The organism is Rubrivivax rivuli, from assembly GCF_004016505.1.
GTDB lineage: Bacteria > Pseudomonadota > Gammaproteobacteria > Burkholderiales > Burkholderiaceae_C > Rubrivivax > Rubrivivax rivuli.
This window is the reverse complement of record NZ_SACR01000005.1, coordinates 245,960-269,840: the sequence shown is the minus strand read 5'-3', so window position 1 is coordinate 269,840 and position 23,881 is coordinate 245,960. Positions and strand designations below refer to the sequence as shown.

Annotated in this window: 18 protein-coding genes; 10 read left to right on the top strand and 8 right to left on the bottom strand. The window is 71.3% G+C overall.

Annotation, left to right across the window (positions count from 1 at the left end):
* The first annotated feature begins 182 nt into the window (after nt 1-182).
* From EOE66_RS17220 to EOE66_RS17185, 8 genes are read left to right on the top strand one after another with little or no spacing between them, the layout of a single operon-like run.
* Nucleotides 183-3,152, top strand: coding sequence for a TonB-dependent receptor (locus EOE66_RS17220; RefSeq protein ID WP_128229958.1), 2,970 nt, complete (start codon nt 183-185; stop codon nt 3,150-3,152).
* Between the two features lie 51 nt (nt 3,153-3,203).
* On the top strand, nt 3,204-4,706 hold the full coding sequence (locus EOE66_RS17215; RefSeq protein ID WP_128229957.1) for a tryptophan halogenase family protein: 1,503 nt from the start codon (nt 3,204-3,206) through the stop codon (nt 4,704-4,706).
* Complete coding sequence (locus tag EOE66_RS17210) at nt 4,703-5,974, top strand: ABC transporter substrate-binding protein (RefSeq protein ID WP_205702726.1); 1,272 nt, start codon at nt 4,703-4,705, stop codon at nt 5,972-5,974. Before EOE66_RS17215 ends, EOE66_RS17210 begins: the two co-directional genes overlap by 4 nt.
* A 5-nt stretch (nt 5,975-5,979) precedes the next feature.
* Nucleotides 5,980-6,888, top strand: a complete 909-nt coding sequence (locus EOE66_RS17205) for a carbohydrate ABC transporter permease (protein WP_128230229.1) — start codon at nt 5,980-5,982, stop codon at nt 6,886-6,888.
* Nucleotides 6,885-7,712: a carbohydrate ABC transporter permease gene (locus EOE66_RS17200; protein ID WP_128229956.1), complete on the top strand. Its 828-nt coding sequence runs from the start codon at nt 6,885-6,887 to the stop codon at nt 7,710-7,712. The genes EOE66_RS17205 and EOE66_RS17200 overlap by 4 nt, the downstream gene beginning before the upstream one ends.
* Before the next feature lie 37 nt (nt 7,713-7,749).
* Entirely contained in the window at nt 7,750-9,114 is a 1,365-nt protein-coding gene (locus tag EOE66_RS17195) for a GH1 family beta-glucosidase (protein ID WP_128229955.1), read from the top strand.
* A 4-nt stretch (nt 9,115-9,118) separates the two neighbouring features.
* Nucleotides 9,119-10,180 carry an ABC transporter ATP-binding protein gene (locus tag EOE66_RS17190; protein WP_128229954.1) on the top strand — a complete coding sequence of 354 codons (1,062 nt, stop codon included), beginning with the start codon at nt 9,119-9,121 and terminating at the stop codon, nt 10,178-10,180.
* Between the two features lie 21 nt (nt 10,181-10,201).
* Nucleotides 10,202-11,440: a vWA domain-containing protein gene (locus EOE66_RS17185; RefSeq protein WP_128229953.1), complete on the top strand. Its 1,239-nt coding sequence runs from the start codon at nt 10,202-10,204 to the stop codon at nt 11,438-11,440.
* Nucleotides 11,441-11,443: 3 nt separating this feature from the next.
* On the opposite strand, the gene EOE66_RS17180 is transcribed toward EOE66_RS17185, so the two are convergent.
* Nucleotides 11,444-13,819, bottom strand: a complete 2,376-nt coding sequence (locus EOE66_RS17180; protein ID WP_128229952.1) for a xanthine dehydrogenase family protein molybdopterin-binding subunit — start codon at nt 13,817-13,819, stop codon at nt 11,444-11,446.
* Nucleotides 13,816-14,298: a (2Fe-2S)-binding protein gene (locus tag EOE66_RS17175; protein ID WP_128229951.1), complete on the bottom strand. Its 483-nt coding sequence runs from the start codon at nt 14,296-14,298 to the stop codon at nt 13,816-13,818. The genes EOE66_RS17180 and EOE66_RS17175 overlap by 4 nt, the downstream gene beginning before the upstream one ends.
* Before the next feature lie 231 nt (nt 14,299-14,529).
* Between EOE66_RS17175 and EOE66_RS17170 the strand changes: the two genes are divergently transcribed.
* On the top strand, nt 14,530-15,789 hold the full coding sequence (locus EOE66_RS17170) for a DUF418 domain-containing protein (RefSeq protein ID WP_128229950.1): 1,260 nt from the start codon (nt 14,530-14,532) through the stop codon (nt 15,787-15,789).
* A 4-nt stretch (nt 15,790-15,793) separates the two neighbouring features.
* Here EOE66_RS17170 and EOE66_RS17165 read toward each other — a convergent pair whose 3' ends face one another.
* The 6 genes from EOE66_RS17165 to EOE66_RS17140 are packed head-to-tail and all read right to left on the bottom strand — an operon-like array spanning nt 15,794 to nt 22,362.
* A complete protein-coding gene (locus EOE66_RS17165) occupies nt 15,794-16,684 on the bottom strand; it encodes a glycoside hydrolase family 16 protein (RefSeq protein WP_128229949.1) in 891 nt (296 codons plus the stop codon).
* Nucleotides 16,681-17,988 carry an MFS transporter gene (locus tag EOE66_RS17160; protein WP_128229948.1) on the bottom strand — a complete coding sequence of 436 codons (1,308 nt, stop codon included), beginning with the start codon at nt 17,986-17,988 and terminating at the stop codon, nt 16,681-16,683. Before EOE66_RS17160 ends, EOE66_RS17165 begins: the two co-directional genes overlap by 4 nt.
* Nucleotides 17,985-19,487, bottom strand: coding sequence for a beta-N-acetylhexosaminidase (gene nagZ / locus EOE66_RS17155; protein ID WP_128229947.1), 1,503 nt, complete (start codon nt 19,485-19,487; stop codon nt 17,985-17,987). The genes EOE66_RS17160 and nagZ overlap by 4 nt, the downstream gene beginning before the upstream one ends.
* Before the next feature lie 40 nt (nt 19,488-19,527).
* Nucleotides 19,528-20,586, bottom strand: coding sequence for an SIS domain-containing protein (locus EOE66_RS17150; RefSeq protein WP_245479085.1), 1,059 nt, complete (start codon nt 20,584-20,586; stop codon nt 19,528-19,530).
* A gap of 4 nt (nt 20,587-20,590) precedes the next feature.
* On the bottom strand, nt 20,591-21,337 hold the full coding sequence (locus EOE66_RS17145; RefSeq protein WP_128229946.1) for a GntR family transcriptional regulator: 747 nt from the start codon (nt 21,335-21,337) through the stop codon (nt 20,591-20,593).
* On the bottom strand, nt 21,334-22,362 hold the full coding sequence (locus EOE66_RS17140; RefSeq protein WP_164885140.1) for a glucosamine kinase nucleotide-binding domain-containing protein: 1,029 nt from the start codon (nt 22,360-22,362) through the stop codon (nt 21,334-21,336). Before EOE66_RS17140 ends, EOE66_RS17145 begins: the two co-directional genes overlap by 4 nt.
* 130 nt (nt 22,363-22,492) lie before the next feature.
* Between EOE66_RS17140 and EOE66_RS17135 the strand changes: the two genes are divergently transcribed.
* The gene (locus EOE66_RS17135) at nt 22,493-23,578 is read left to right on the top strand and encodes a tetratricopeptide repeat protein (RefSeq protein ID WP_128229944.1); all 1,086 of its coding nucleotides are present in this window, start codon (nt 22,493-22,495) and stop codon (nt 23,576-23,578) included.
* The last annotated feature ends 303 nt before the right edge of the window (nt 23,579-23,881 follow it).

Here is a 23,881-nt window from a genome sequence, read left to right as displayed (position 1 = left end):
CCGCCAGCCGGGCGCCGAACGCCTTGTTCGTAGGCGAAGAACCACGCTGTGCGCACGAGACCAGCCGTTTCCGGGTTTCCTCTGAATCGGCTGAGGGTCCGGAATCCGCAGAATCAAGAAACCGCTTTCAAGCGGGCTGGGCACCCAGTGCCTGCGCACACCAAAACACACCGGAGACAGTGATGCACAGCCGAAATTCCACGCACCGCTCGAACATCGCGCGCCCTGGCTGGGGCTTGCGCCCTGTCGCCGCCGCCTGCGCGCTGCTGGCCGCCGCCGGTGGCGTGCAGGCGCAGCAGGCGCCCGCGCCGGCTGCAGCGGCTTCTGCCGCCGCCGTCAAGGAAACCATCGTGGTCACCGGCCTGCGGCGCTCCATCGAGTCGTCCATCGCCACCAAGCGCAGTTCCGACAGCATCGTCGAAGCCGTGTCGTCGGAAGACATCGGCAAGCTGCCCGACGCCAGCATCGCCGAATCGCTGGCGCGCCTGCCCGGCCTGACCGGCCAGCGCGGCACCGACGGCCGCGTCAACGTCATCTCCATCCGCGGCCTTTCGCCGGCGTTCTCGGGCGCGCTGCTCAACGGCCGCGAGATCGTCAGCTCCAACGACGGCCGCGCGGTGGAGTACGACCAGTTCCCGTCCGAACTCATCGGCTCGGCCACGGTCTACAAGACGCCCAGCGCCAGCCTCATCGGCCAGGGCCTCTCGGGCACGGTCGACCTGATGTCGCGCCGCCCGCTCGACACGCGCGGGCGTGAGATGGCGCTGAACCTGCGCCTGGAGCGCAACTCGCTGGACACCCAGGTGCCCGGCGTGGCCAGCCCCACCGGCAAGCGCTTCAGCTTCTCCTTCGTCGACCAGTTCGCCGACAACACGCTCGGCCTGGCGGTCGGTTTCGCGCGCTTGGAATCGACCACGCAATCCCGCGTGACGGAGCTCGACCAGTACGGCGACTACGCGGTCTACGACCTGCCCGTCACGGGCATCCCGCGCTCGCTGTTCCAGGCCCCCAGCGTGAGCTGGGGCCCGGAGAGCAAGGCGCTGCTGCCGATGTTCTGGACCGGCTCGCAAACCACGAAGAAGAACGTGCGCGACGGCCTGCTCGCGGTGCTGGAATACAAGCCGAACAAGGACCTGCGCAGCCAACTGGACCTGTACTACTCGAAGTTCGACACCCACGAGGTCGGCGGCAAGCTCACCTCCAACCTCTTCGCCAGCTGGGGCCAGGTCTTCGGCGTGGGCGTGCCGAGTTCGGTGTCCAACGTCGGCACCACGCAGGTGGGCCAGAACACCTACGCCACCAGCGGCACCTTCAGCGCGCTGCCCACCACCACCACGAACTGGGACACCACGCGCCGCGACAAGATCGCCGCCATCGGCTGGAACACCTCGCTGCGCATGGGCGAGAACTGGACGGCCATCGCCGACCTGAGCTACTCCAAGAACTCGCGTGACGAGGTCTACCAGGAGGTCTACGCCGGCCCCTGGAACAACGCCACCAACAACTGGGCCTACGGCCCCTACCGCTGGAACGTGCCGGTGGACGGCAGCGCACAGTCGTTCACGCCGGTGCAGTCGGGCTTCCTGGCCAATGCCGCGAACCTGCGCTTCGGCGACGTGGCCGGCTTCGACTACGTGCCCGGCGAGCCGCGCTGGACGGGCGTGATCCGCGACCCGAAGGCCAAGGACGAGATCAAGACCCTGCGCCTGAGCGCCAAGCGGCCGATGGACCTCTTCGGCATCTTCAGCAACTTCACCGGCGGCCTGAACTACACGCAACGCGACAAGAGCATCGAGAAGAACGAGACGCGCCTGGTGATGCCGCTGGACGCCGGCGGCAACCCCATCCGAACCATCCCGCAGGCCTCGGTGCGCGCACCGCTGAACATGTCGTGGATGGGCGTGGACCAGTTCATGCGCCTGGACGTGCCTTCGCTCGTGAGCTCTGGCGCGCTGGGGCGCAAGGCGGCCGAGTTCCAGCTCAAGAGCAACGACGCTTTCGTGGGCGAGAAGATCACCACCGCCTTCGTGCAGCTCGACATCGACAGCCAGCTGGCCGGCGTGCCGCTGCGCGGCAACTTCGGCGTGCAGGCCATACGCTCAGAGCAGCGCTCGGAGGGCTACGAGTACCTGGGGCTGGACAACAACAACCCCAACCTCAACCTGCTGTTCCGCCGCACGGGCGGCGCCAGCTACACCGACGTGCTGCCGAGCCTGAACCTGGCGGCCGAACTGCGGCCCGACCTCATCGCGCGTTTCGGCCTGGGCATGGCCACGGCCCGCCCGAACATCAACGACATGCGCGCCGGCGGCAGCACGCCGCGCCTGAACACCGACCCCGGCCCCAACCAGGGCACCTGGCAGACCACCTACGCGGGCAACCCCGAGCTCAAGCCCTGGAAATCGAGCGCCATCGATTTCTCGATGGAGAAGTACTTCGGCAAGCGCAGCTATGTCTCGTTCGCGGCCTTCCGCAAGAACCTGCTGAGCTACGTGCTCTCGTCGGAACAGGCGGTGGACCGTTCGACCACGCCGCTGCCCCCGGGCTTCACCCCGGCACCCGGCGTGACGGTGCAACGGCTGGGCGGGGAGATCAAGCCGCGCAACGGCAACGGCGGGCGCGTGGAGGGCTTCGAGTTCGCGGCCTCGCTGGAGGCTTCGCTGCTGCACCCGGCGCTGGAAGGTTTCGGCGTGGTGTTCAGCGCCTCCAAGCTCAACAGCTCCATCAGCGACCAGAAGGTCGACCAGAACAGCAACCTCGTGGTGCTGAACTCCAAGACCTCCATCAACGGGCTGTCGGGCCGCTCGAACAACCTCACGGTCTACTACGAGCAAAACGGCTTCTCGGCACGGGTGAGCCAGCGCTACCGCTCGGCCTTCACGGCCACCACGCGCGACATCTTCTTCCGGCCGACCACGCGTTCGCAAGGCTCGGACAAGGTGGTGGACATGCAGCTGGGCTACGCCTTCTCCGACAACGGGCCGCTGAAGGGCTTGTCGCTGCTGCTGCAGGTGAACAACCTCACCGACACCTACACCCGCAACTACAAGACGCCGGGCAACGTGGACGTGCCCGACGCGGCGCAACTGGTGCCGAACTACACCTACCAGTTCGGCCGCCAGACGCTGCTGGGCGCGGCCTACAAGTTCTGAAGCCCGGCGGGGGGCCATCATGGCCCCCCGCCACTTCACCGGCAGTTCCCCATGAGCCTCGAACCGGTACGCAACATCGTCATCGTCGGCGGCGGCACCGCCGGCTGGATGGCGGCCGCAGCGCTGTCCAAGGTGCTGGAAGGCCACCACCAGATCCGGCTGGTGGAGTCCGACGAGATCGGCATCATCGGCGTGGGCGAGGCCACCATCCCGCACATCGGCGAGTTCAACAGCGCCTTGGGCATCGACGAAGACGAGTTCCTGCGCGCCACGCAGGGCACCTTCAAGCTCGGCATCGAGTTCGTGAACTGGGGCGCCATCGGCGACCGCTACGTGCACGGCTTCGGCTTCGTCGGGCAGGCCACGCAGGCCCTGCCCTTCCACCATTTCTGGCTGCGCATGGCGCAGCTGGGCCGCGCGCTGCCGCTGGAGGCCTACTCCATCAACACCGCCGCGCCGCGTGCGGGCAAGTTCATGCGGGCGCGCAAGGACATGCCCGGCTCGCCCGTGGCCGACATCTCGCACGCCTTCCACTTCGACGCCGGGCTCTACGCGCGTTTCCTGCGCCGCCTGGCCGAAGGGCGCGGCGTGCGGCGCACCGAAGGCAAGATCGCCCGCGTCTCGCAGCGCGAACCCGACGGCTTCATCGACGCCGTGGTGATGGAAAGCGGTGAACGCATCGAGGGCGACTTCTTCATCGACTGCTCGGGCATGCGCGGCCTGCTCATCGAGCAGACGCTGAAGTCTGGCTTCGAGGACTGGTCGCACTGGCTGCCGGTGGACCGCGCGCTGGCCGTGCCCTGCGCCTCGGCCGGGCCGCTGCTGCCGATGACCCGCTCCACCGCGCACCCCGCCGGCTGGCAGTGGCGCATCCCGCTGCAGCACCGCACGGGCAACGGCCACATCTACTGCAGCAGCTTCATGGGGCAGGACGAAGCCACCGACATCCTGCTGAAGCACCTGGACGGCGAGCCCCTGGCCGACCCGCGCCCGCTGAAGTTCACCACCGGCCGGCGCCGCCAGTTCTGGAACCGCAACTGCGTGGCGGTGGGCCTGTCCAGCGGCTTCCTGGAGCCGCTGGAGTCGACCAGCATCCACCTCATCCACACCGCCATCTCGCGCATCATCAGCTTCTTCCCGCACGCCGGCTTCGACGCGGCCGACATCGCCGAATACAACGCGCAGACGCACTGGGAGTACGAGCGCATCCGCGATTTCCTGGTGCTGCACTACAAGGCCACCGAGCGCGACGACTCGGAGTTCTGGAACTACTGCCGCACGATGCCGGTGCCCGAGACGCTGCAGCGCAAGATGGATCTCTTCCGCAGCAACGGGCGCGTGCAACGCGATGGGCTGGAGCTCTTCGCCGAATCGAGCTGGCTGCAGGTGATGGTGGGGCAGCGCCTCATGCCCAAGGCCCACCACCCCTTCGCCGACCTGCGCAGCGAAGACGAGGTGGCGGCCTACGTGCAGCACGTGGCGGTGGTCATCGACAAGTGCGTGAAGGCCATGCCGACGCAGGCCGAGTTCATCGCGCAGCACTGCAGAGCGTGAAGCCCCCCAACTCGCTGAAGCGGCGCAAGCTGCTGATTGCAGGCGCCGCGGCGGCGCTGCCCTGGCGCGCACGCGCCCGGGCCCGCACCACGCTGACCGTGGCCGCCTTCCCGCTGGTGGACGCCATCGTCAAGGCCGCGCTGCCGGCGTGGCAGCAGCGCCACCCTGATGTCGCCGTGCAGGTGGTCAGCCGGCCCTATGCCGACCACCACACGGCCATGACCACGGCGCTGTCGACCTCGGTCTACCTGCCCGACGTGATGACGCTGGAGGCCAGCTACGTGGGCCGCTACGCCCAGGGCCGCGGCCTGGCCGACCTGGCGCAGCCGCCCTTCGACGGGCTGCGCCTGCGGCCGCGTTTCGTGCCCTACGCCTTCGAGCAGGCGATCAACCGCCGCAACGAACTGCTGGCCCTGCCCACCGACATCGGCCCCGGCACCCTGATGTACCGCACCGACCTCTTCGCCCAGGCCGGCCTCGGTGAAGCCGATCTCACGCCCAGCTGGGAGGCCTATGTCGACGCCGGCATCCGGCTGAAGGCCGCCACCGGCGCCTACCTCGTCAGCAACGCGCAGACCGTCAAGGACATCGTCATCCGCAGCGGCCTGAAGCCGGGCGAGGGCCTGTACTTCGACAGTGAATCGCGCGTGCTGGTGAACTCGCCGCGCTTCGTGCGCGCCTTCGAGCTGGCGCGCAAGGTGCGCCAGCACAAGCTGGATGCACGCGTGGCCGCCTGGTCGAACGACTGGGCCGAGGCCTTCCGCCGCGGCACGCTGGCCACCGACCTGACGGGCGCGTGGATGGTGGGCCAGATGGCCAACTGGGTGGCGCCCGGCACCAGCGGGCGATGGCGCGTGGCACAGCTGCCCGAGAACACCTTCGTCAGCTACGGCGGCAGCTACTACGCGCTGCCGCGCCAGGCCAAGCCCGAGAACCGCGCGCTGGCCTGGGAGCTGGTGCAACTGCTCACGCTGAACCGCGAGCTGCAGTTCGCAGCCTTCAAGTCGCAAGACGCCTTCCCGGCGCTGCTGGAGACCTTCGACGACCCCTTCTTCGAGCAGCCCCTGCCCTTTCTGGGCGGCCAGCGCGCGCGCACGCTGTGGCGCGATGCCGCCCGGCGCATCACCGCCACGCAGGTACACAAGCAGGCCAACTTCGCCGACGAGGTGGTGGGCACCGAGCTTGACAACGTGCTCGACCGTGGCAAGCCCATCGCCGCGGCGCTGGCCGATGCGGCGCGGCTGCTGGAACGCCGCGCATTCAGGTGAACATGATGCGCTGGCCCACCTCGCTCCGCCTGTCGCCCCAGTGGGCCCCCTATGTGCTCATCAGCCCCTTCCTGGTGCTGTTCGCGGTGTTCGGCGTCTTCCCGCTGGGCTTCTCGCTGTATCTGGCCTTCCAGTCGTGGGAACCGACCAGCGGCCTGGGCGCGATGGAGTGGGTGGGCCTGGCCAACTTCACCTTCGCCCTGGGCGACGAGTGGTTCTGGAAGTCGCTGAAGAACACGCTGTGGCTGGCGGTGGCCGCCGGCGCGCCGCAGCACCTGGTGGCCATCCCGCTGGCGGTGTTCATCCACACGCGCTTCATCCGCTTCCGTGATGCGGCGGTGGGGGCGTACTTTCTGCCCTACATCACCTCCACGGTGGCGGTGGCCATCATGTTCAGCTCGCTCTTCTCCACCGATTTCGGGCTCGTCAACGCGGGCCTGCACAGCCTCTTCGGCATGGAGAAGATCGACTGGCTGAACCGGCCCGAGCACATCAAGCCGGCCATCGCGCTGATCGTGTTCTGGCGCTACGTGGGCTTCAACGTGGTGCTGTACCTGGCCGCACTGCAGACCATCCCGAAAGACCTGTACGAGGCCGCCACCATGGACGGCGCCAGCCGCTGGCAGCAGTTCTGGTGCATCACGCTGCCGCAGCTGCGGCCGATGATCTTCTTCGGCGTCACGCTCAGCGTCATCGGCGGGCTGCAGCTCTTCGAGGAGCCCTTCATCCTCACCGGCGGCAAAGGCGGCGCCGACCAGAGCGCCATGACCTCGGCCGTGTACCTCTACCGCATGGCCTTCGATTTCAATGATTTCGGCGGCGCCAGCGCCATGTCATGGCTGCTGTTCATCGTGGTGGCGCTGCTGACCTGGCTGACCAACCGCGCCTTCAAGCCACGCGGGGGCAGCGCATGAACGCGCCCAAGACCATCGGCACCTGGGCGGCCTACGCCACCGTCGGCGCAGGCGCGCTGGTGATGCTGGCGCCCTTCTATTTCATGTTCGTCTTCGCGACGCAGTCGCGCAGCGAGATCTACAGCCTGCCGCCGCCGCTGTGGTTCGGCGACGACCTGCTGCTGAACCTGCAGATCCTCACCGAGCGCCTGCCCTTCTGGCGCAACCTGGGCTGGAGCGTGTACGTCGCGCTCGCGTCCACGGCGCTCACGCTGCTGTTCTGCTCGATGGCCGGCTACGCCTTCGCGCTGATGGAGTTCCGCTTCAAGAACGCGCTGTTCACGCTGGTGATGGCCACCATGCTGCTGCCCTCGTTCATGAACATGATCCCCACCTTCCTGATCATGGACGCCCTGGGCTGGATCGACCAGCACCGCGCGCTCTACATCCCCGGCGCAGCCAGCGCCTTCGGCATCTTCCTGATGCGGCAGTTCGCGGCGGCCTCGGTGCCGAAAGACCTGATCGAGGCCGCGCGCCTGGACGGCTGCGGCGAATTCGGCATCTACTGGCGCATCGTGCTGCCGCTGATGAAGCCGGCGCTGGGCACGCTGGGCCTGGTGAGCTTCATCGCGAGCTGGAACAACTTCATCGGCCCGCTGGTGGTGATGCGCAACGCCGACAACTACACCCTGCCGCTGGCCCTGCGCAGCCTGCAGAGCCCCGTGAACACCGAATGGGGCGCGCTGATGACGGGCTCGGCCATCGCCACGCTGCCGCTGCTGGTGCTCTTCGTGCTGTGCTCGCGCCAGCTGATCGCCGGCCTCACCAGCGGCGCGGTGAAGTGAGCCTCACGCCTGTTGCCTTCTCCGTCGCCAAGACACCATGAACCCTGACGCCGACCTGCCCCGCCAGTTCCCGCCCGACTTCGTGTGGGGCGTGGCCACCAGCGCCTTCCAGATCGAGGGCGCCGCCCGCGAAGACGGCAAGGGCGAATCGATCTGGGACCGCTTCTGCCGCCAGCCCGGCACCATCGCCGATGCCAGCAACGGCGACACCGCCTGCGACCACTACCACCGGCTGGAGAGCGACCTCGACCTCATCGCCTCGCTGGGTGTGGACGCCTACCGCTTTTCCATCTCATGGCCGCGCGTGCAGCCGCTGGGGCACGGCGCCTGGAACGAAGCCGGCCTGGCTTTCTACGAACGCCTGGTGGACGGCTTGCTGCGGCGCGGCGTGCAGCCCCACCTCACGCTCAACCACTGGGACCTGCCGCAGGCCCTGCAAGACCAGGGCGGCTGGGCTGCGCGCAGCACGGTGCACCACTTCGTGGCGTACGCGCGGGGCATCCACCGCCGCCTGGGCAGCCGCCTGGCCACCCTCACCACGCACAACGAGCCCTGGGTGATGGCCGTCCTCGGCCACGAGAAGGGCCAGTTCGCCCCCGGCGTGAAGAACCGGCAGACGGCCAGCCAGGTGGCCCACCACCTGCTGCTGAGCCACGGCCTGGCGCTGCAGGCCCTGCGGGCCGACGGCTGCCGCACGAAGCTGGGCATCGTGCTCAACCTGGGCCACCACGAGCCCGCCACCGGCAGCCCCGAAGACGCCGCGCTGGCGCGCCTGGAAGACGCGCGCGGCCGCCGCTGGTATGCCGACCCGCTGTTCCTCGGCCGCTACCCGCAGGAGGTGCTGGACGAGCTGGGCCCCGACGCGCCCGTGGTGCAGCCCGGCGACATGGACCACATCGCCACGCCGCTGGACTACCTGGGCATCAACTACTACTCGCGCACCGTCTCCAGCGCGGCCGGGCCCTTCGACGTGACGAAGAGCGGCCTGAAGCTCACCGAGATGGGCTGGGAGATCTACCCGCGCGGCCTCACCGAGGTGCTGCTGACGCTGCACCGCGACTACACGCTGCCGCCGGTCTACATCACCGAGAACGGCGGCGCCTTCCCCGATGCGGTGGTGAACGGCCAGGTGCACGACGCCGACCGCACCGACTACCTGCGCACGCACATCGCCGCCACCGCCGCGGCGCTGGCGCAGGGCGTGCCGATGGCGGGCTACATGGTGTGGAGCCTGATGGACAACTTCGAGTGGGCCAGCGGCTACGCCAAGCGCTTCGGCATCGTGCACGTGGACTACGCCACGCTGCAGCGCACGCCCAAGGACAGCGCGCACTGGTACCGCAGCTTCGTGGCGCAGTGCCATGCGCTGCGCACATCCGCCGCGTGCGCGGCCGGGGGCTGAGGCGATGGGCGCGCTCAGCCTGCGCGGTGTGCACAAGCGCTTCGGCGCGGTGTCGGTCATCCGCGGCATCGACCTCGAAGTCAACGATGGCGAGTTCCTTGTCTTCGTCGGCCCTTCGGGCTGCGGCAAGTCGACGCTGCTGCGGTTGATCGCGGGGCTGGAAGACTTCAGCGAAGGCGATCTCTTCATCGACGGCCAGCGCGCGAACGAAGTGCGCCCGGCCGACCGCGGCACGGCCATGGTGTTCCAGAGCTACGCGCTCTACCCGCACATGACCGTGGCCGAGAACATGGGCTTCGCGCTGAAGATGGCCGGCGTGCCCCGCGCGCAGCGCGAGCAGCAGGTGCAGCGCGCGGCCGAGGTGCTGCGCATCTCGGAACTGCTGGGCCGCACGCCGAAAGAGCTGTCGGGCGGCCAGCGCCAGCGGGTGGCCATCGGCCGCGCCATCGTGCGCAAGCCCAAGGTCTTTCTCTTCGACGAGCCGCTGTCCAACCTGGACGCGGCGCTGCGCGTGAACATGCGCATCGAGCTCATGCGCCTGCACGCCGAGCTGGGCACGACGATGATCTACGTCACCCACGACCAGGTCGAGGCCATGACCATGGGCACGCGCATCGCCGTGTTCAACGGCGGCCGCATCGAGCAGCTGGGCGCGCCGCTGACGCTGTACGAGCAGCCGGCCAACGAGTTCGTGGCCGGCTTTCTGGGCGCGCCGCGCATCAACCTCGTGCCGCGCCCGGCCGAGGGCGCCAGCGCGGCGCACCGCGCGCTGTGGGACGCGCTGGCCACCCCCACCACGGCGCAGCCCGAGGTGCAGCGCATCGGCCTGCGCGCCGAGCACCTGCACCTGCTGCCGGCCGGCCAGGGCGTGCCGGCGCGCCTGCTGATGGCCGAGCACCTGGGCGACACCTCGGTGCTGCACCTGCAGGTGGAAGGCCTGGCGGAGCCGCTGCACGCCAAGCTCGGGGCCGGCCACGGCCACCTGGCGGCGGGGGTGCCCGTGGGCCTGCGCGCCGACGCCGCCTGGGCGCTGGCTTTCGGCGCGGACGGGCGGCGCATCGGCTGAACCCGCGAGAATGCAGCCACGATGCTGCGCGCCCCGAACGTCAACGCCCTGCCGGGCCGACTGGCCGAAAACGTCATGCACTTCGGCCGTGTGCTGCGCACGGCCGGCATGCCGGTGCCCACCGACCGCATCCAGCTCGCGCTGAACGCGCTGCAGGTGGGCGGGCTGGAAAGCCGCACCGACTTCCACGCCACGCTGCAGGCCTGCCTGCTCGACCGCATCGAACACCGCGAGCTCTTCGACCAGGCCTTCACGCTGTTCTGGCGCGACCCCGACATCACCGGCCGCATGATGGCCATGCTGCTGCCGCGGGTGCAGACCAAGACCGAGCAGCCCTCGGTGCCCGAAAACCGGCGCCTGGGCGAAGCCCTCTTCCCGCACCAGCCGAACCAACCCAACCCGCCGCCGCCGCCCGAGAAGATCGAGGTCGACGCCACGCTCACGTGGAACGAGCGCGAGCTGCTGCAGAAGGCCGATTTCGAGACCATGACGGCCGACGAGTGGCGCGCCGCGCAGCGCCTGCTGCGGCAGCTGGCGCCGCTGTTCGAGCCTCTCACCACCCGCCGCACCGAACGCGCCAGCGGCCCCGGCGCCGGCGCGCGCGTGGACGGCCGCGCCACGCTGCAAGCGCTGGCCCGCACCGGCGGTGACCTGATGCAGCTGCGCTGGCGCCGCCCGCGTGTGCAGCCCGCGCCGCTGGTGGTGCTGGCCGACATCTCCGGCAGCATGAGCCGCTACTCGCGCATGCTGCTGCACTTCACGCACACGCTGGGCCATGCCGATGCGCGCGTGGAGAGCTTTGTCTTCGGCACGCGGCTCACGCGCACCACGCGCGCGCTGCGCCAGCGCGACCCCGATCTCGCCGTCTCGCGCGTGGTGCAGGCGGTGCAAGACTGGTCGGGCGGCACGCGCATCAGCGCCTGCCTGCACCAGTTCAACCAGCAGTGGGCGCGGCGTGTGTTGAGCGGCCGCGCCACCGTGCTGCTGATCAGCGACGGCCTGGAGCACGGCACGCCCGACGACCCGCGCTGCGAGACGCTGCGCTTCGAGATGGAGCGCCTGCACAAGAGCTGCCGGCGGCTGATCTGGCTGAACCCGCTCCTGCGCTTCGAGCAGTTCCAGCCGCGCGCGGCGGGCATCCGCGCGATGCTGCCTTCGGTGGACGAGTTCCTGCCCGCGCACAACCTGCAGAGCCTGGCCGAACTGGCGCAGGTGCTGGCCGGCGCGGGCCGGCCGAAGCGGCTGCAGCCGCGCGCCTGAGCCTCAGCCGGCCGGCAGCGCCAGCGGCACGCTGCGGCCCTGCAGCCCGCGCCACACGGTCTCAGCCGTGAGCGGCATCTGCAGCGCTTCGGCGCCGCGCCCGTGGCCGGCCCGCGCCAGCGCATCCACCACCGCGTTCACCACCGCCGGCGTGGCGCCGATGGTGCCCAGCTCGCCCACGCCCTTGGCGCCCAGACGGTTGGTCAGGCAGGGCATGCGCTCGTCGAAGGCGGTCTTGAAGCCGAGGAAACCGTCCACCTTGGGCAGCGCGTAGTCCATGAAGCTGGCGCTCAGCAGCTGGCCTTGCGCGTCGTAGACCACCTGCTCGCACAGCGCCTGACCGATGCCCTGCACCGCGCCGCCCTCGATCTGCCCGCGCACGATGACGGGGCTGACGATGCGGCCGATGTCGTTGACGCTCGCGTAGGCCACCACGGCGGTGTGGCCGGTGGCGGGGTCGACCTCCACCTCGCAGATGTGGCAGCCGTTGGGCCAGCTCGGCGCGCTGGCCTTGGCGCCGCCTTCGGCGCGCAGCACGGCACCGGGCTGGCGCTGCGCCAGCTCGAAAAGGCCAATGCCAAGGTCGGTGCCGGCCACGGTGTAGCGGCCGGCGGCGTACTCGATGTCGCCCACGCCGGCTTCCAGCGCTTCGGCCGCCAGCGGCTTGCCGGCCTCCACCGCCTGCTGCGCGGCCACGAAGGCCGCGGCACCGCCGGTGAAGAGGCTGCGGCTGCCGGCGCTGCCGAAGCCGTTGGCGCGGTCGGTGTCGCCCTGCAGGATGCGGATGCGTTCGATGGGAACACCGAACACGTCCACCGCCAGTTGCGCGTAGCTGGTGGCGATGCCCTGGCCCATGGGCATGGTGGCGCTGGTGATCTCGATGAACCCATCGCCGGTGATGCGCACCTGCGCGTTTTCTTCCAGCGCGTTGCCGCCCGTCCATTCCAGGAAGGTGGCGATGCCGCGGCCGCGCAGCCGGCCGCGCGCGGCGCTCTCGGCGCGGCGGGCCTCGAAGCCGGCCCAGTCGGCCAGGGCCAGGCCCTGGTCGAGCAGCTGTTCGAAGTGGCCGCTGTCGTAGGTCTGCCCCATGGGGTTGCTGTAGGGCAGCTGCGCCGGCCGGATCATGTTGCGACGGCGGATCTCGGCCGGGTCCAGCTGCAGTTCACGCGCGGCGGCATCGAAGAGGCGCTCCAGCGTGTAGATGGCCTCGGGCCGGCCCGCGCCGCGGTAGGCGCCGGTGGCCGCGGTGTGCGTGAGCACGGCACTCAGCTGCAGGTGGATGGTGCGGATGTCGTAGATGCTCGTCGTCACCCACGGCCCCACCAGCAGCTGGATGGCCACGCCCGCGCCCGTGGGCAGCGCGCCCACGTTGGCCCAGGAGCGGATGCGCAGCGCGAGCACCTTGCCGTCGGCATCCAGTGCCATCTCGGCGCGGCTCAGCAGGTCGCGGCCGTGCACGGCGGTGAGGAACTCTTCCACGCGCTCGGCCTGCCACTTCACCGGACGGCCCAGGGCCAGCGCGGCGTAGGCCGTGGCCACGTCTTCGGGGTAGAGCGCGGTTTTCATGCCGAAGCCGCCGCCGACATCACCCACCAGCACGCGCACGTTCTCGTTGGTGCGCGAGGCCGGCGCATCGGCCAAGGCCCCCAGGCAGTGCACCAGGCCGCCCCGCACGCCGGTGGGCATCTGGCTGCTCAGGCGCACGTTCAGGCGGCCGTCTTCCATCTGCGCCAGCACCGAGCGCGGCTCCAGCGGGCTGGGTGCCAGGCGCTGGTTGCCGATGGGCAGGCTGATGCGGTGCGCGGCACCGGCAAAGGCTGCGGCCGTGGCCGCGGCATCGCCATGCTGCATTTCGGCCAGCACGTTGCCGGGGGCGCCTTCCCACACCTGCGGCGCGCCTTCGGCCAGCGCGGCCACGGCATCGGCCACGGCGGGCAGCGGCTCGATGTCCACGCCCACCGCGTCGGCGGCAGCGCGTGCGGCCTCGCGGCTCTCGGCCACCACGGCGGCCACGGCTTCACCGACGAAGCGCACCACGTCCACCGCCAGCGCGTGCTTGGGCGGCGGGCTCATGGGCTGGCCGTCGGGCCGCTTGAAGCCACCGGCCGGAGCCAGGGGCTTGACGCCCGCGGCCACCAGATCGGCCCCGGTGTAGACCGCCACCACGCCGGGCATGGCCCGCGCGGTGGCGGTGTCGATGGCGGTGATGCGGCCATGCGCATGAGGGCTGCGCACGAAGCGGATGAAGAGTTGGCCGGCCGGCTGCACGTCATCGGTGAAACGGCCCTGGCCTTGCACCAGCGCCGGGTCTTCGATGCGGCGCACGGCGTGGCCGCTGCCGAAGCGGGCGGCGGCGAAGGGCGAATCCGGCGCGTTCATGCGGCCTCCTGCTGCAGCGTGCGTGCGGCCTGCTGCACGGCCGCGACGATGTTGACGTAGCCGGTGCAACGGCAGAGGTTGCCTTCCAGCGCGTGCACGATCTCGGCCTCGGTGGGCGCCGGGTTCTCGGCCAGCAGCGCGGTGGCGCTCATCACCATGCCCGGGGTGCAGAAGCCGCACTGCAGGCCGTGGCAGGCGATGAAGGCGTCCTGCACCGCGTGCAGGACGCCGCCGGGGGCGGCCAGGCCTTCGACGGTGGTGACGCTGCGGCCTGCGGCCTGCACCGCCAGCACGCTGCAGCTCTTGACGGCCTGCCCGTCCACCAGCACGGTGCAGGCGCCGCACTGCGCGGTGTCGCAGCCGACGTGGGTGCCAGTCAGGCCCAGTTCATCGCGCAGCCAGTGCACGAGCAGGGTGGAAGGCGAGGACGGCCGCGTCTGGGCGCGACCGTTGACGGTGGTGTCGGGGCTCTCGGGCATGGGAAGCAAAGGCAGTGAGCGCAGTGGGGGCAGGCCTGGATGATGCCTGCCTTGCCGCCACCGCGCACAGGCCGCTCCGGCGCCGCGTGCCGGGGCGCGGGGTCTGCGGCGCGTGCCGGCGGCGCGAGCCGTCCGGTCTTCAGGCTCTCGGCACCCGGCGGCTTCCTGGGGATGCCCAGCGCGGGGTAGCCAGCGCATGATGCGCTGCATCTTCGCTGCACCCGCCCGAACATGCCCACCGACACCCCCAAGCCGCTGCCCACGGGCGAGCGCCTGCCCATCGTCGACGTGCTGCGCGGCTTTGCGCTGATGGGCATCCTGATCATGAACATGCCCGGCTTCAGCTACAGCGGCTGGCACGAGGCCGATGGCTCGCACTACTGGCCGCTGCTTTGGGACCAGCGCGCGGAGCAGATCCGCGACGCGCTCTTCTCCGGCAAGTTCAACAGCCTCTTCAGCGTGCTCTTCGGCCTGGGCTTCACGATCCAGTACGCGCGCATGCAGCAGGCCGACCCGCAGCACGCCGACCGCCTGTACCTGCAGCGGCTGCTGGTGCTGCTGGCCATCGGCCTGTTGCATGCCAACCTCTTCTGGTTCGGCGACGTGCTGCACGTCTACGCCATCCTCGGCATCGTGCTGCTGTTGGGGCTGCGCCGCGTCAGCGACCGCGGCCTGCTGTGGATCATGGCCGGCTGCATCGTCTACCCGTTGGTGGCGAGCCTGCTGCGCGTGGCCTTCGTGACCCCGGAGTTCACCGCCAGCCGCGTGGCCCTGGGCAAGGCCTTCGCAATCACCAACGACACCGCTTTCGGCAGCGGCAGCTTCCTCGACACGGCGTGGGAGAACATGCGCATCATGGCCCACGAGTACGGCGACCTGTACTCGCTGTGGGGCAGCTTCGGCTGGTACGTGAGCATGACGCTCACCATGCTGCTCGGCGTGCTGGCCGGGCGCCGCCGCTGGGCCGAGCGCATCCCCGAGCTGATGCCGCAGATACGGCGCCTCACCTGGGTGATGCTGGTGGCGGGGCTGGCACTGTCGGCCACGGCCATCACCCTGTGGGAACTCCATCGCACACCGGGCCCCAGCCTCGTGAAGACCTTCGCCGGGCTTTGCTACAACGTCTCGCGGCCGATGGTGATGGTGTTCTACGTGCTGGCCATCGTGCAGTTGTTCGAGAAGCCGGCGCTGCGCCCGCTCTTCAGGCCCTTCGAGGCCGCGGGTCGCATGCCGCTGACCAACTACCTGATGCAGACCGCCCTGTGCACCACGCTCTTCTACGGCTGGGGCTTCGGCCTGTGGGCCCAGGTGGGTCCGGCCTGGGGCTTCGTGCTCTCGCTGGCGATCTTCTTCGGCATTCAGGTGCCCTGGAGCCTTTGGTGGCTGAAGCACCACGAACGGGGCCCGATGGAGACCCTGTGGGCGCGCCTGACCTATGGGCGCAAGCGGCCCGCGTCTGCCAGGGCCAGCGCCCAGACGCCCTCAGCCTGAGGCGCTACAGGTCGCAGGGCGCAGGCTGCGCTGCGGCCGGCCAGCCGTCGCGCCGCGCCGCGCCGGCCGCACGCAGCGCCTGCACCTGCTGCACCACGGCGGCAGGCGACCACAGTGCGGCCGTGTGCAGCACCCAATCCACGTCCATCGCCCAGCGCCGCGGCGCGGCCGTGGGCGGCAGCAGCCCGCCCGGCGAGAACCACAGGCTCAGGTTCAGCGACATCGCCTCCACCGGCAGATGGCGGCCGGTGTGGCTGGCGATCAGGCGACCGTCCAGGTACTGGCGCACCGCGCCCGGCTCGCTCTGCACCACCAGCACGCGCCAGCCGGCATGGCCGCCGGGCTCGGCGTGGGTGCTGTTCCAGGCCTGCCAGGGTTCGAGGCGCACCGTCTGCCAGCTGATGGCGTACAGCCGCGTCTCGGGGCTGCCCCAGCCGCCGTTGGGCAGGTACTCGATGTCGACCTCGCTGAACTGCGGGTCGAGGTCGTGGCGCAGCGGGCCGATGGCGTAGAAGGCCTGGATGACGGGGTCGCCATCGGCGCCTTGCAGCGGCGCATCGGTGAAGCGCACGCGCGCAGCCCAGGTGCCGTGCAGCAGCCGGCGCTGGTGACAGGCCTGGGCCTGCACGGTGCCGGCCGGCGTGCCGTCGGTCTGCGCCTGCAAGCGCAGCAGGCGGTTGCCAGCCTGGGCCGGGTCGGGCTGCAGGCTCAAGGCCTCGGGCGCCCAGCGCGCGCCGGGCACGCCGGGGTGGCCGGCGCGGTCGCGCAGCGTCCAGCCCTGGGCGCGCAGCGTGGCGGTGTCGGGCTGCGAGAAGTCGTCGAAGAAGATCGGCCCGGCCGGCTGCGCACCGGCGAGCGTTGACGCCAACAGCGCCGCCGCGGCGATGCGCTTCACGGCTGCGCAGGCGCGTCGGCCGCCGGCCAGCGCACCCACCACAGCAGCAGCAGCACCGGCAGGCCGGCCACCACGGTCCAGAAGAAGAAGCCGCTGTAACCCATCTGCAGTTGCAGGCTGCCGCTGATGAACTTGCTGAAGATGAAGCCCAGCTGCATCACGCCGGTGCCTAAAGCGTAGTGCGCGGTCTGGAAAGGCCCGGGGGCCACCACCTGCATGATGAAGAGGATCATGCCGACGAAGCCGAAGCCGTAGAAGAAGGACTCCAGCGCGATGGCCGCGCCCACGGTCCACAGGCTCTCGGGCAGGTGCACGCTGAGCTGCCAGAACACGAGGTTGGGCACCACCATCGCCGCGATCAGCAGCGGCATGGCGCGCTTCAAACCCAGCCACGCCGTGAAGCTGCCACCGAGGATGCTGCCCAGCAGGAATGCCGCCGTGCCGGCGATGCCGTAGAGATCACCCACCTGCCCCGTCGTCAGGCCCAGGCCGCCCTGCGCGCGCGGCTCGATGAGGAAGAGCGGGCCGATGGTCTGCACCTGGCCTTCGCCGAAGCGGAAGAGCACGATGAAGGCCACGGCCAGCGCGATCTGCGGCTTGGCCAGGAAGCCCAGCAGCACGGCCTTCTGCGTGGCCGCCACTTCGCGCCAGGGGCTGCCCGCGGCTGTGCTGAGCAGCGGCGAGACGGGGTCGGGCAAGGCGCGCGCGTTCCAGGTCGCCAGCGCGGCCAGCAAGGCGCCCAGCAGCAGGAAGATCAGCGTCCAGGCCTGCGTGACACCCACACCCACCTCCAGCCAGCCGGCCAGCTTCATCAGCCCGCCCAGGGCCAGGAACTTCGAGGCGTTGAAAAACGCGCCCTGCCAGCCGACGTACAGGGCCTGTGCGCGGCTGTCCAGCGCGGCCATGTAGAGGCCGTCGCAGGCGATGTCGTGCGTGGCCGAGGTGAAGGCGAAGACGAACATCGCGCCCATCAGCAGCGCGAACCAGAAGGGGAACTGCAACGCCAGCGCCGCCAGCGCCAGCAGCGCCGCGCCGGTGTACTGCATGGCCACCACCACGGCCTTCTTGCGCCGCGCCAGTTCCAGGAAGGGGCTCCACAGCGGCTTGAAGGCCCAGGCCAGCCCGAGGGCCGCCGTCCAGGCCGCGATGCGGTCGTTGGCCACGCCCTGGTTCTTCAGCATCAGCGCCAGGATGAGGTTGACGACGAAGAACTGCAGGCCCTGCACGAAGTAGAGCGTGGGCACCCAGCGCAGCGGGCGCAGGGCCGGCACGGCAGCCGGGGCGGCGGTGGTGGCGGTGTTCATGGCTTGCGGTTCTCCACGGCCCGCGGCTGCAGGCTGGCGGGCGCACGGCCCGTGGCCACCACGCGGCCTTCCAGCCAGGCCCGCACCGCCGCCAGCGCGCCGGCGGCGTGGCCCCAGGCCAGCAGCGTGGGCGCCGGTGTGTCCAGCGCCTGGAAGGGGTTCCACAGCAGCAGCAGCAGGTCGGGCTGCCAGCCGCCGGGCAGCGGGCCGTGGCGGTCGCGGCGGGTGGAGACCAGCACGTTCAGGCGGCCGTCGGCGGGCAACGCCGTGCCGTCGAAGGCGGCGAGGTCGGGCACCACCAGCGGCTGCACGTCGGCGAAGCCGGCGAACATCGCCAGCACGGCAGCCGCCTCGGGGCCGGCCTCGGAAACCTGGTCGGTGGGCACGGCGGCTTGCACGACCACGCGCAGCGCCTGACCGAGCGCAGGGGCCGTGGCCCCCAGCAGCGTGGCGAGGCCCGAGGTCCAGGCCTGCTGCATGAGCCCTTCGTCGGCCTGGCGGCGGACCGGGTCGTACACACCGGGGGTGGCCGGGAAACGCACCGCCAGGCGGTTCAGGCGCGCGGCCGCACGTGCCCCCGAAGCCAAGGCCAGGCGACCATCGGCGAACGCGGCCTGCAGGGCGTCCAGCGTGGCCTGCTGCTCTTCCCGGCTGCCCTGGGCCAGCACGAGATCGGCGCCCGCCTGCAGCGCCATCACCGCGGCCCTGGCGTGGCCCCAGCGCGCGGCCACGGCCTGCATCATCAGCGCGTCGGTGATGACCACGCCGTCGTAGCCCCACTCGTCGCGCAGGATGCCTTGCAGGATGGCCGGCGAGAGCGTCGCCGGGCGCTCGGCGTCGAGCTGCGGGTAGACGATGTGGGCCGTCATCACCGCCGGCGCCTCGGGGCACAGCGCGCGAAAAGGCGCGAGTTCCAGCGCGTAGAGCTCGGCGCGGCTCTTGTGCACCACGGGCAGCGCGTGGTGCGAATCGGTCTGCGTGTCGCCGTGCCCCGGAAAGTGCTTCACGCAGCAGGCCACGCCTTCGGCCAGCGAGCCGCGCATCCAGGCCCCGGCCAGACGCTCGACCGTGGCCGCGTCGTCGCCGAAGGCACGCTCGGCGATCACCGGGTTGGCCGGGTTGCTGTTGATGTCGAGCACCGGCGCGAAATTCCAGTTGATGCCCAGGCCCTTGAGCCCACGCGCCACGGCGGCGCCAACGGCCTGGGCCAGCGCCGGGCTGTCGGCCGCGCCCAGGGCCATGGCCGCCGGCGGCGGGGGCAGGAAGGTGGCCCGCACCACGGCGCCGCCCTCCTGGTCGATGCCGATCAGCGCGCCGGGGCCCATCACCTCGCGCAGCGCGGCGGTGAGGGTGCGCACCTCGGCCTCGGTGCCCAGGTTCTTGCGGAAGAGGCACACGCCGCCGATGTGGTGGCGCGCCAGGAAATCGGCGGTGTCGGCATCGAGCCGTGTGCCGGGAATGTCCACCATCACCAGGCGGCCAGGGGGGAAGGAGGTCATGGGCACGGGGACTCGGTCGGTTCGGGAAAGGCGCGAGGCCTCAGTGGGTCTTGGTGACCTTGGCCAGGTAAGGCGGCTGGTCGGGGTTGCGGCCGCGTGCGCGGGAGAGCGCTTCGACCAGCGGGTAGAAGCTCTGCACGGCGGCGAGGGCGTCGAGGTCTTCGTGGCCCGTCAGGGCCAGCGGCAGCGTCAGCAAGCCCGGGGCGGCGGCTTCGGCCGCAGCGCGCTGCGCTTCGGGCAGCGCCAGCATCACGTGCGCGTTGCGGGCCTGCAGCCGCGTGGCCAGGTCCAGCAGCCCGGCCTGCGCCGGCCCGCGCGGGGCCAGCACCAGCACCGGCCAGCCCGCACCCACCAGCGCCATGGGGCCGTGCTGCACCTCGGCGCCCGAAAAGGCCTCGGCCTGCATGCCGCAGGTTTCCTTGAACTTCAGCGCCGCCTCCTGGGCCACGGCCAAGCCCGGGCCGCGGCCGATGACGAACAGCTGGCTCGCGCCCTGCAGCACGGGCAGCGCGGACTGCCAGTCTTGCGCGGCGGCGCGGGCCAGCGCTTCGGGCAACGCCGCCACCGCGGCCTGCAGCACGGCGTCTTGCTGCCAGTGCGCCACCAGGCGCGCGCCGGCCACCAGCTGCGCGATGTAGCTCTTGGTGGCGGCCACGCTGCGCTCGGGCCCGGCGTGCAGCGGCAGCACGAATTCGGCCGCAGCGGCCAGCGGCGAGGCGGTGTCGTTGACCAGGGCCACAGTGCCGGCACCGCCCGCACGCAGGGCGCGCGTGGGCTCCACCAGATCGGGGCTCTGGCCCGATTGCGAGAAGGCGAAGCTGTGCAGCGACCCCGCCGGCAGCCGGGCGCCGTAGAGCGTGAGCAGCGACATCGGCAGCGAGGTCACCAGACGCCCCAGCCGCGCCATCACCAGGTAGGCCAGGTGCTGCGCCGCGTGGTCGGAGCTGCCGCGCGCCAGCGTCAGCAACGCATCGGCCGGGCGCGCGCGCAGCCGGGTAGCGAGGGCTTCGTAGACCGCGGCATCGTGGTCGAGCAGCACGGCCACGCGCTCGGGCGAGGACAGCGCCTCCTGCAGCATCAGGGTGCGGGTTTCGATCATGGCTTCACTCCCGCCGCATTTCCGCCACGAAGTCGTAGTAGTCGCTGCGGCAATACGAGTGCGTGAGCTCCACCGCCTTGCCACTGGCGGCATAACCCACGCGCGTGATGTAGAGCACCGCAGCACCCGTGGGCACCTCCAGCAGGCCGGCGAGCTTGGCGTCGGTGTTGAGCGCGCGGATGTGCTGCAGGGCGCGCACCGGCGCGTGGCCGTGCGTGCCCAGGTGGCTGTAGAGCGAGGCGCTCACGGCCTCGGGGTCGGGCAGCACCGAAGCGGGCAGCACGCTCAGTTCGTAGGCCATCACGGTGGTGTCGGCCAGGCGCAGGCGCTCCAGGCGCGCCACGCGTTCGCCGCTCTTGAGTTCGAGCGAGAGCTGCTCATCGGGCGCCGCGGTGGCAAAGCCCCGCGACAGCCAGCGCGAGCCCGGGATGAAGCCGCGCTGGTGCAGTTCTTCCGAGAAGCCCGACAGGCGCGTCAAAGGCTGCTCCAGCCGCGGTGCGATGTAGTTGCCCGAGCCGCGCTTGCGGATGATCAGCCCCTGCTCCACCAGCCTTTCGATGGCGTTGCGCGCCGTCACGCGCGAGACCTGCAGCGCCTCGGCCAGCACGCGCTCCGAGGGCAGGGCCTCGTCGGCCTGGTACAGGCCTTCGGCGATGGCCTTGGACAGCGCCTGCGCCAGCTGCAGGTACAGCGGCGAGGCGGCCGAGGTGTCGGGCTTGAAGCGGAAGGGCAGCGCTGGCGTGGGGCTCATGGCAGTTTCGGGCTGGAGGTGGGGAAGGCGGCACGCAGCCATTGCAGCGCGCCGGCAGGGGCATCGGCCAGCGCGGGCTGGCAGCGCGCCCGAGTGTCGCTGTGCAGGCGGGGCTGCAGGTGCCGCGCGACGCTGCCGGCCAGCACCACGGGGAGGCGGCCGCTGGGGTCGGCGGCCTGCACCAGGGCCTCGAGTTCACGCGCAGCCTGTGCGAGCAGCGCCTCGGCGGCGGGGTCGCCCTGCGCGGCCGCCTGCGTGACCCACGGGGCCAGCGCGGCCAGATCGCCCTGCCGGGCGCGGTCGCCATAGGCCTGCAGGGCCGCGGCCGGCGATGCAGCGTCGCCCACGGCGCCGGCCCCGCCAGCCTGGCAGGGCACCGCCGCCTGCACCGCAGCCAGCACGGCGCGCGCCAGCGCACCGCAGACGGCGCGCCCGTCCACCGCACGCTGTGCGTGCGCCAGGGCCTGCCGGCCCAGCCAGGCGCCGCTGCCTTCGTCGCCGCAGCGCCAGCCCCAGCCGCCGACGGTGGCCCGCTGGCCATCGGCACGGCGCACCTCGCAGACCGAGCCGGTGCCCGCGATCAGCAGCACACCCGGTCCGCCCGCGAAGGCGGCCTGCAGCGCGGCTTCGCCGTCGCTGGCCAGCAGCAAGGCGGCGCAGCCAGGGTCGGCCTCGCGGAAGGCCTGGGCCCAGCCGGCGACGCCGGCGCCCGAGAGCCCGGCGGCCAGCGCGCAGTCGGCCCAGGCCGGCGGCGGCAGGCCCGCCTGCGCTGCGGCGCTGGCGAGGGCGGCTTCCATGGCGCCCCAGGCCGCGGCAGCCCCTTGCCCCAGGGCCGAGGGGCCGGCCTGGCCTTCGGCGCGCACGCGCCCGCCGGCCTCGGCCAGGCGCAGGCGGGTGTGCGTGCCGCCGCCGTCCACCGCCAGCCACCAGCGCGGCGCCGGGGCGCCCGGCCTCAGAATCGGTGCCGGCCAGCCCGGCGCCCGCACCGGCGCCCCAGTCGCCCCGAAGGCGCTGGGCGGAAGCACGGCGGTAGAGAGAAGCGCCTGAGGGGTATCGGTCTGCATGACAAATACCACTCTAAGACCACGAGGAGCGATCGTCAATTGGTATTAGAGTGGAGAGATACCAATTGAAGCCCCAGCCCGACGACACCGCATGAAGCCGCCCCACCCGCCCACCGCAGACCCCTGCAGCGACCGGCTGGCCGTCGCGCTGGCCCGTCTGCACCGCGTGGCCGCGCGCCACCCGGCGGCGGCCGAGCGCCAACTGCTCGCGCTGGAAGCCGCGCTGCGGGCCCAGGGCCACACCGCGGCGGCACTGGACACGCTGGCCCAGCGCTTCCGCCTGCTGGAGCGCAGCGGCCGGGCGCTGGCGCTGCGCGAGACGCTGCAGGCCGCCGCACGCCAGGCCGAGGCCGCCGCGCTGCCGGCACAGGCGGCGCAGATGGCCGAGGCGCTGGGCCGCATCGCCTACCAGCAGGGCCTTTACCTCGAAGCCACCGAGCAGTGGTCGCGCGCGCTCGACCGCGCCGAAGCCGCCGGCGCCTGGCGCGAGGGTGTGGCCGCGCGCATCGGCCTGGGCCAGATCCACTACGCCATGGGCGCCTGGACCACGGGGCTGCGTTTCCACCGCGACGCGCTGGCGCGCCTGGGGCCGCAGGGCGACAGCTACCTGGCGGCCAAGGTGGCGCTGAACATCGGCGTGGGCCATTTCGAGACCGGCCAGCTCGAAGACGCGGAGCGCCACTTCGCCCACGGCCTGGCCGCGGCGCGGCGCGGCAGCCACCGCGAGTTCGAGGCCGAGGCGCACTGGCACCTGGCGCGCGCCGCACTGGCCCGCGGCCAGCTGCCCTGGGCCACGGCCGATTGCCGCCTGGCGCTGGGCCTGGCCGCGCGGCTGGGCCACCACTGGCTGGAGGCCGCCGCCAGCCGCACCTGGACCGAGATCGCGCTGGCCCGCGGCGACGAAGCCGGCGCCGTGCGCAGCACGCTGCACGGCCTGGCCCTGGCCGAGCGCATCCAGTCGCGCCCGCAGCAGAGCCAGGCGCACCGGCAGTTGGCGCAACTGCTGGAGAAGCAGGGCGACCTGCAGGGCGCCTTGGCCCACCTGTGGCGCCATGTCGAGCTGCAGGCCGAGGTGGAGCGGCAAACGCCCAGCGGCCCGACCACGCTCTACGCGGCGCCAGAGCCGGGCGAAGCCCCGGAGGCCCACCCCCGCACGCTGAACCCCAGCGCGCGCTGAGCCCGCTGGCGGCCCGCCGGTTGGCGGTGTGCGGCCCACGCCAGCCGATGCAGACCCAGGAGCCCCTCACGCGGGCCGCCTGGTCGCGCTCGGGTCGACCTCAGCCCATAAGATACCAATCAAATACCAATCGGAGAGACTGTCGCATTTTTGCGATGACCCCCTGCCACTCTCTGAACGCGGGGAAGAACGACCATCTCCCTGGGTGAAACAAAGGCTCGGCAGTCACCCACCCGGGAAACCACCGAGACAAGTGGTATTTCATTGGTTCTTCAAGTGGCATAAAGTGGTTTGCATGGCGGG

Coding starts and splice junctions, on each gene's coding strand:
- EOE66_RS17220 (WP_128229958.1), top strand. CDS start 183: ATGCACAGCCGAAATTCCACGCACCGCTCGAACATCGCGCGCCCTGGC.
- EOE66_RS17215 (WP_128229957.1), top strand. CDS start 3,204: ATGAGCCTCGAACCGGTACGCAACATCGTCATCGTCGGCGGCGGCACC.
- EOE66_RS17205 (WP_128230229.1), top strand. CDS start 5,980: ATGCGCTGGCCCACCTCGCTCCGCCTGTCGCCCCAGTGGGCCCCCTAT.
- EOE66_RS17200 (WP_128229956.1), top strand. CDS start 6,885: ATGAACGCGCCCAAGACCATCGGCACCTGGGCGGCCTACGCCACCGTC.
- EOE66_RS17195 (WP_128229955.1), top strand. CDS start 7,750: ATGAACCCTGACGCCGACCTGCCCCGCCAGTTCCCGCCCGACTTCGTG.
- EOE66_RS17190 (WP_128229954.1), top strand. CDS start 9,119: ATGGGCGCGCTCAGCCTGCGCGGTGTGCACAAGCGCTTCGGCGCGGTG.
- EOE66_RS17185 (WP_128229953.1), top strand. CDS start 10,202: ATGCTGCGCGCCCCGAACGTCAACGCCCTGCCGGGCCGACTGGCCGAA.
- EOE66_RS17180 (WP_128229952.1), bottom strand. CDS start 13,819: ATGAACGCGCCGGATTCGCCCTTCGCCGCCGCCCGCTTCGGCAGCGGC.
- EOE66_RS17175 (WP_128229951.1), bottom strand. CDS start 14,298: ATGCCCGAGAGCCCCGACACCACCGTCAACGGTCGCGCCCAGACGCGG.
- EOE66_RS17170 (WP_128229950.1), top strand. CDS start 14,530: ATGCCCACCGACACCCCCAAGCCGCTGCCCACGGGCGAGCGCCTGCCC.
- EOE66_RS17160 (WP_128229948.1), bottom strand. CDS start 17,988: ATGAACACCGCCACCACCGCCGCCCCGGCTGCCGTGCCGGCCCTGCGC.
- nagZ (WP_128229947.1), bottom strand. CDS start 19,487: ATGACCTCCTTCCCCCCTGGCCGCCTGGTGATGGTGGACATTCCCGGC.
- EOE66_RS17150 (WP_245479085.1), bottom strand. CDS start 20,586: ATGATCGAAACCCGCACCCTGATGCTGCAGGAGGCGCTGTCCTCGCCC.
- EOE66_RS17145 (WP_128229946.1), bottom strand. CDS start 21,337: ATGAGCCCCACGCCAGCGCTGCCCTTCCGCTTCAAGCCCGACACCTCG.
- EOE66_RS17135 (WP_128229944.1), top strand. CDS start 22,493: ATGAAGCCGCCCCACCCGCCCACCGCAGACCCCTGCAGCGACCGGCTG.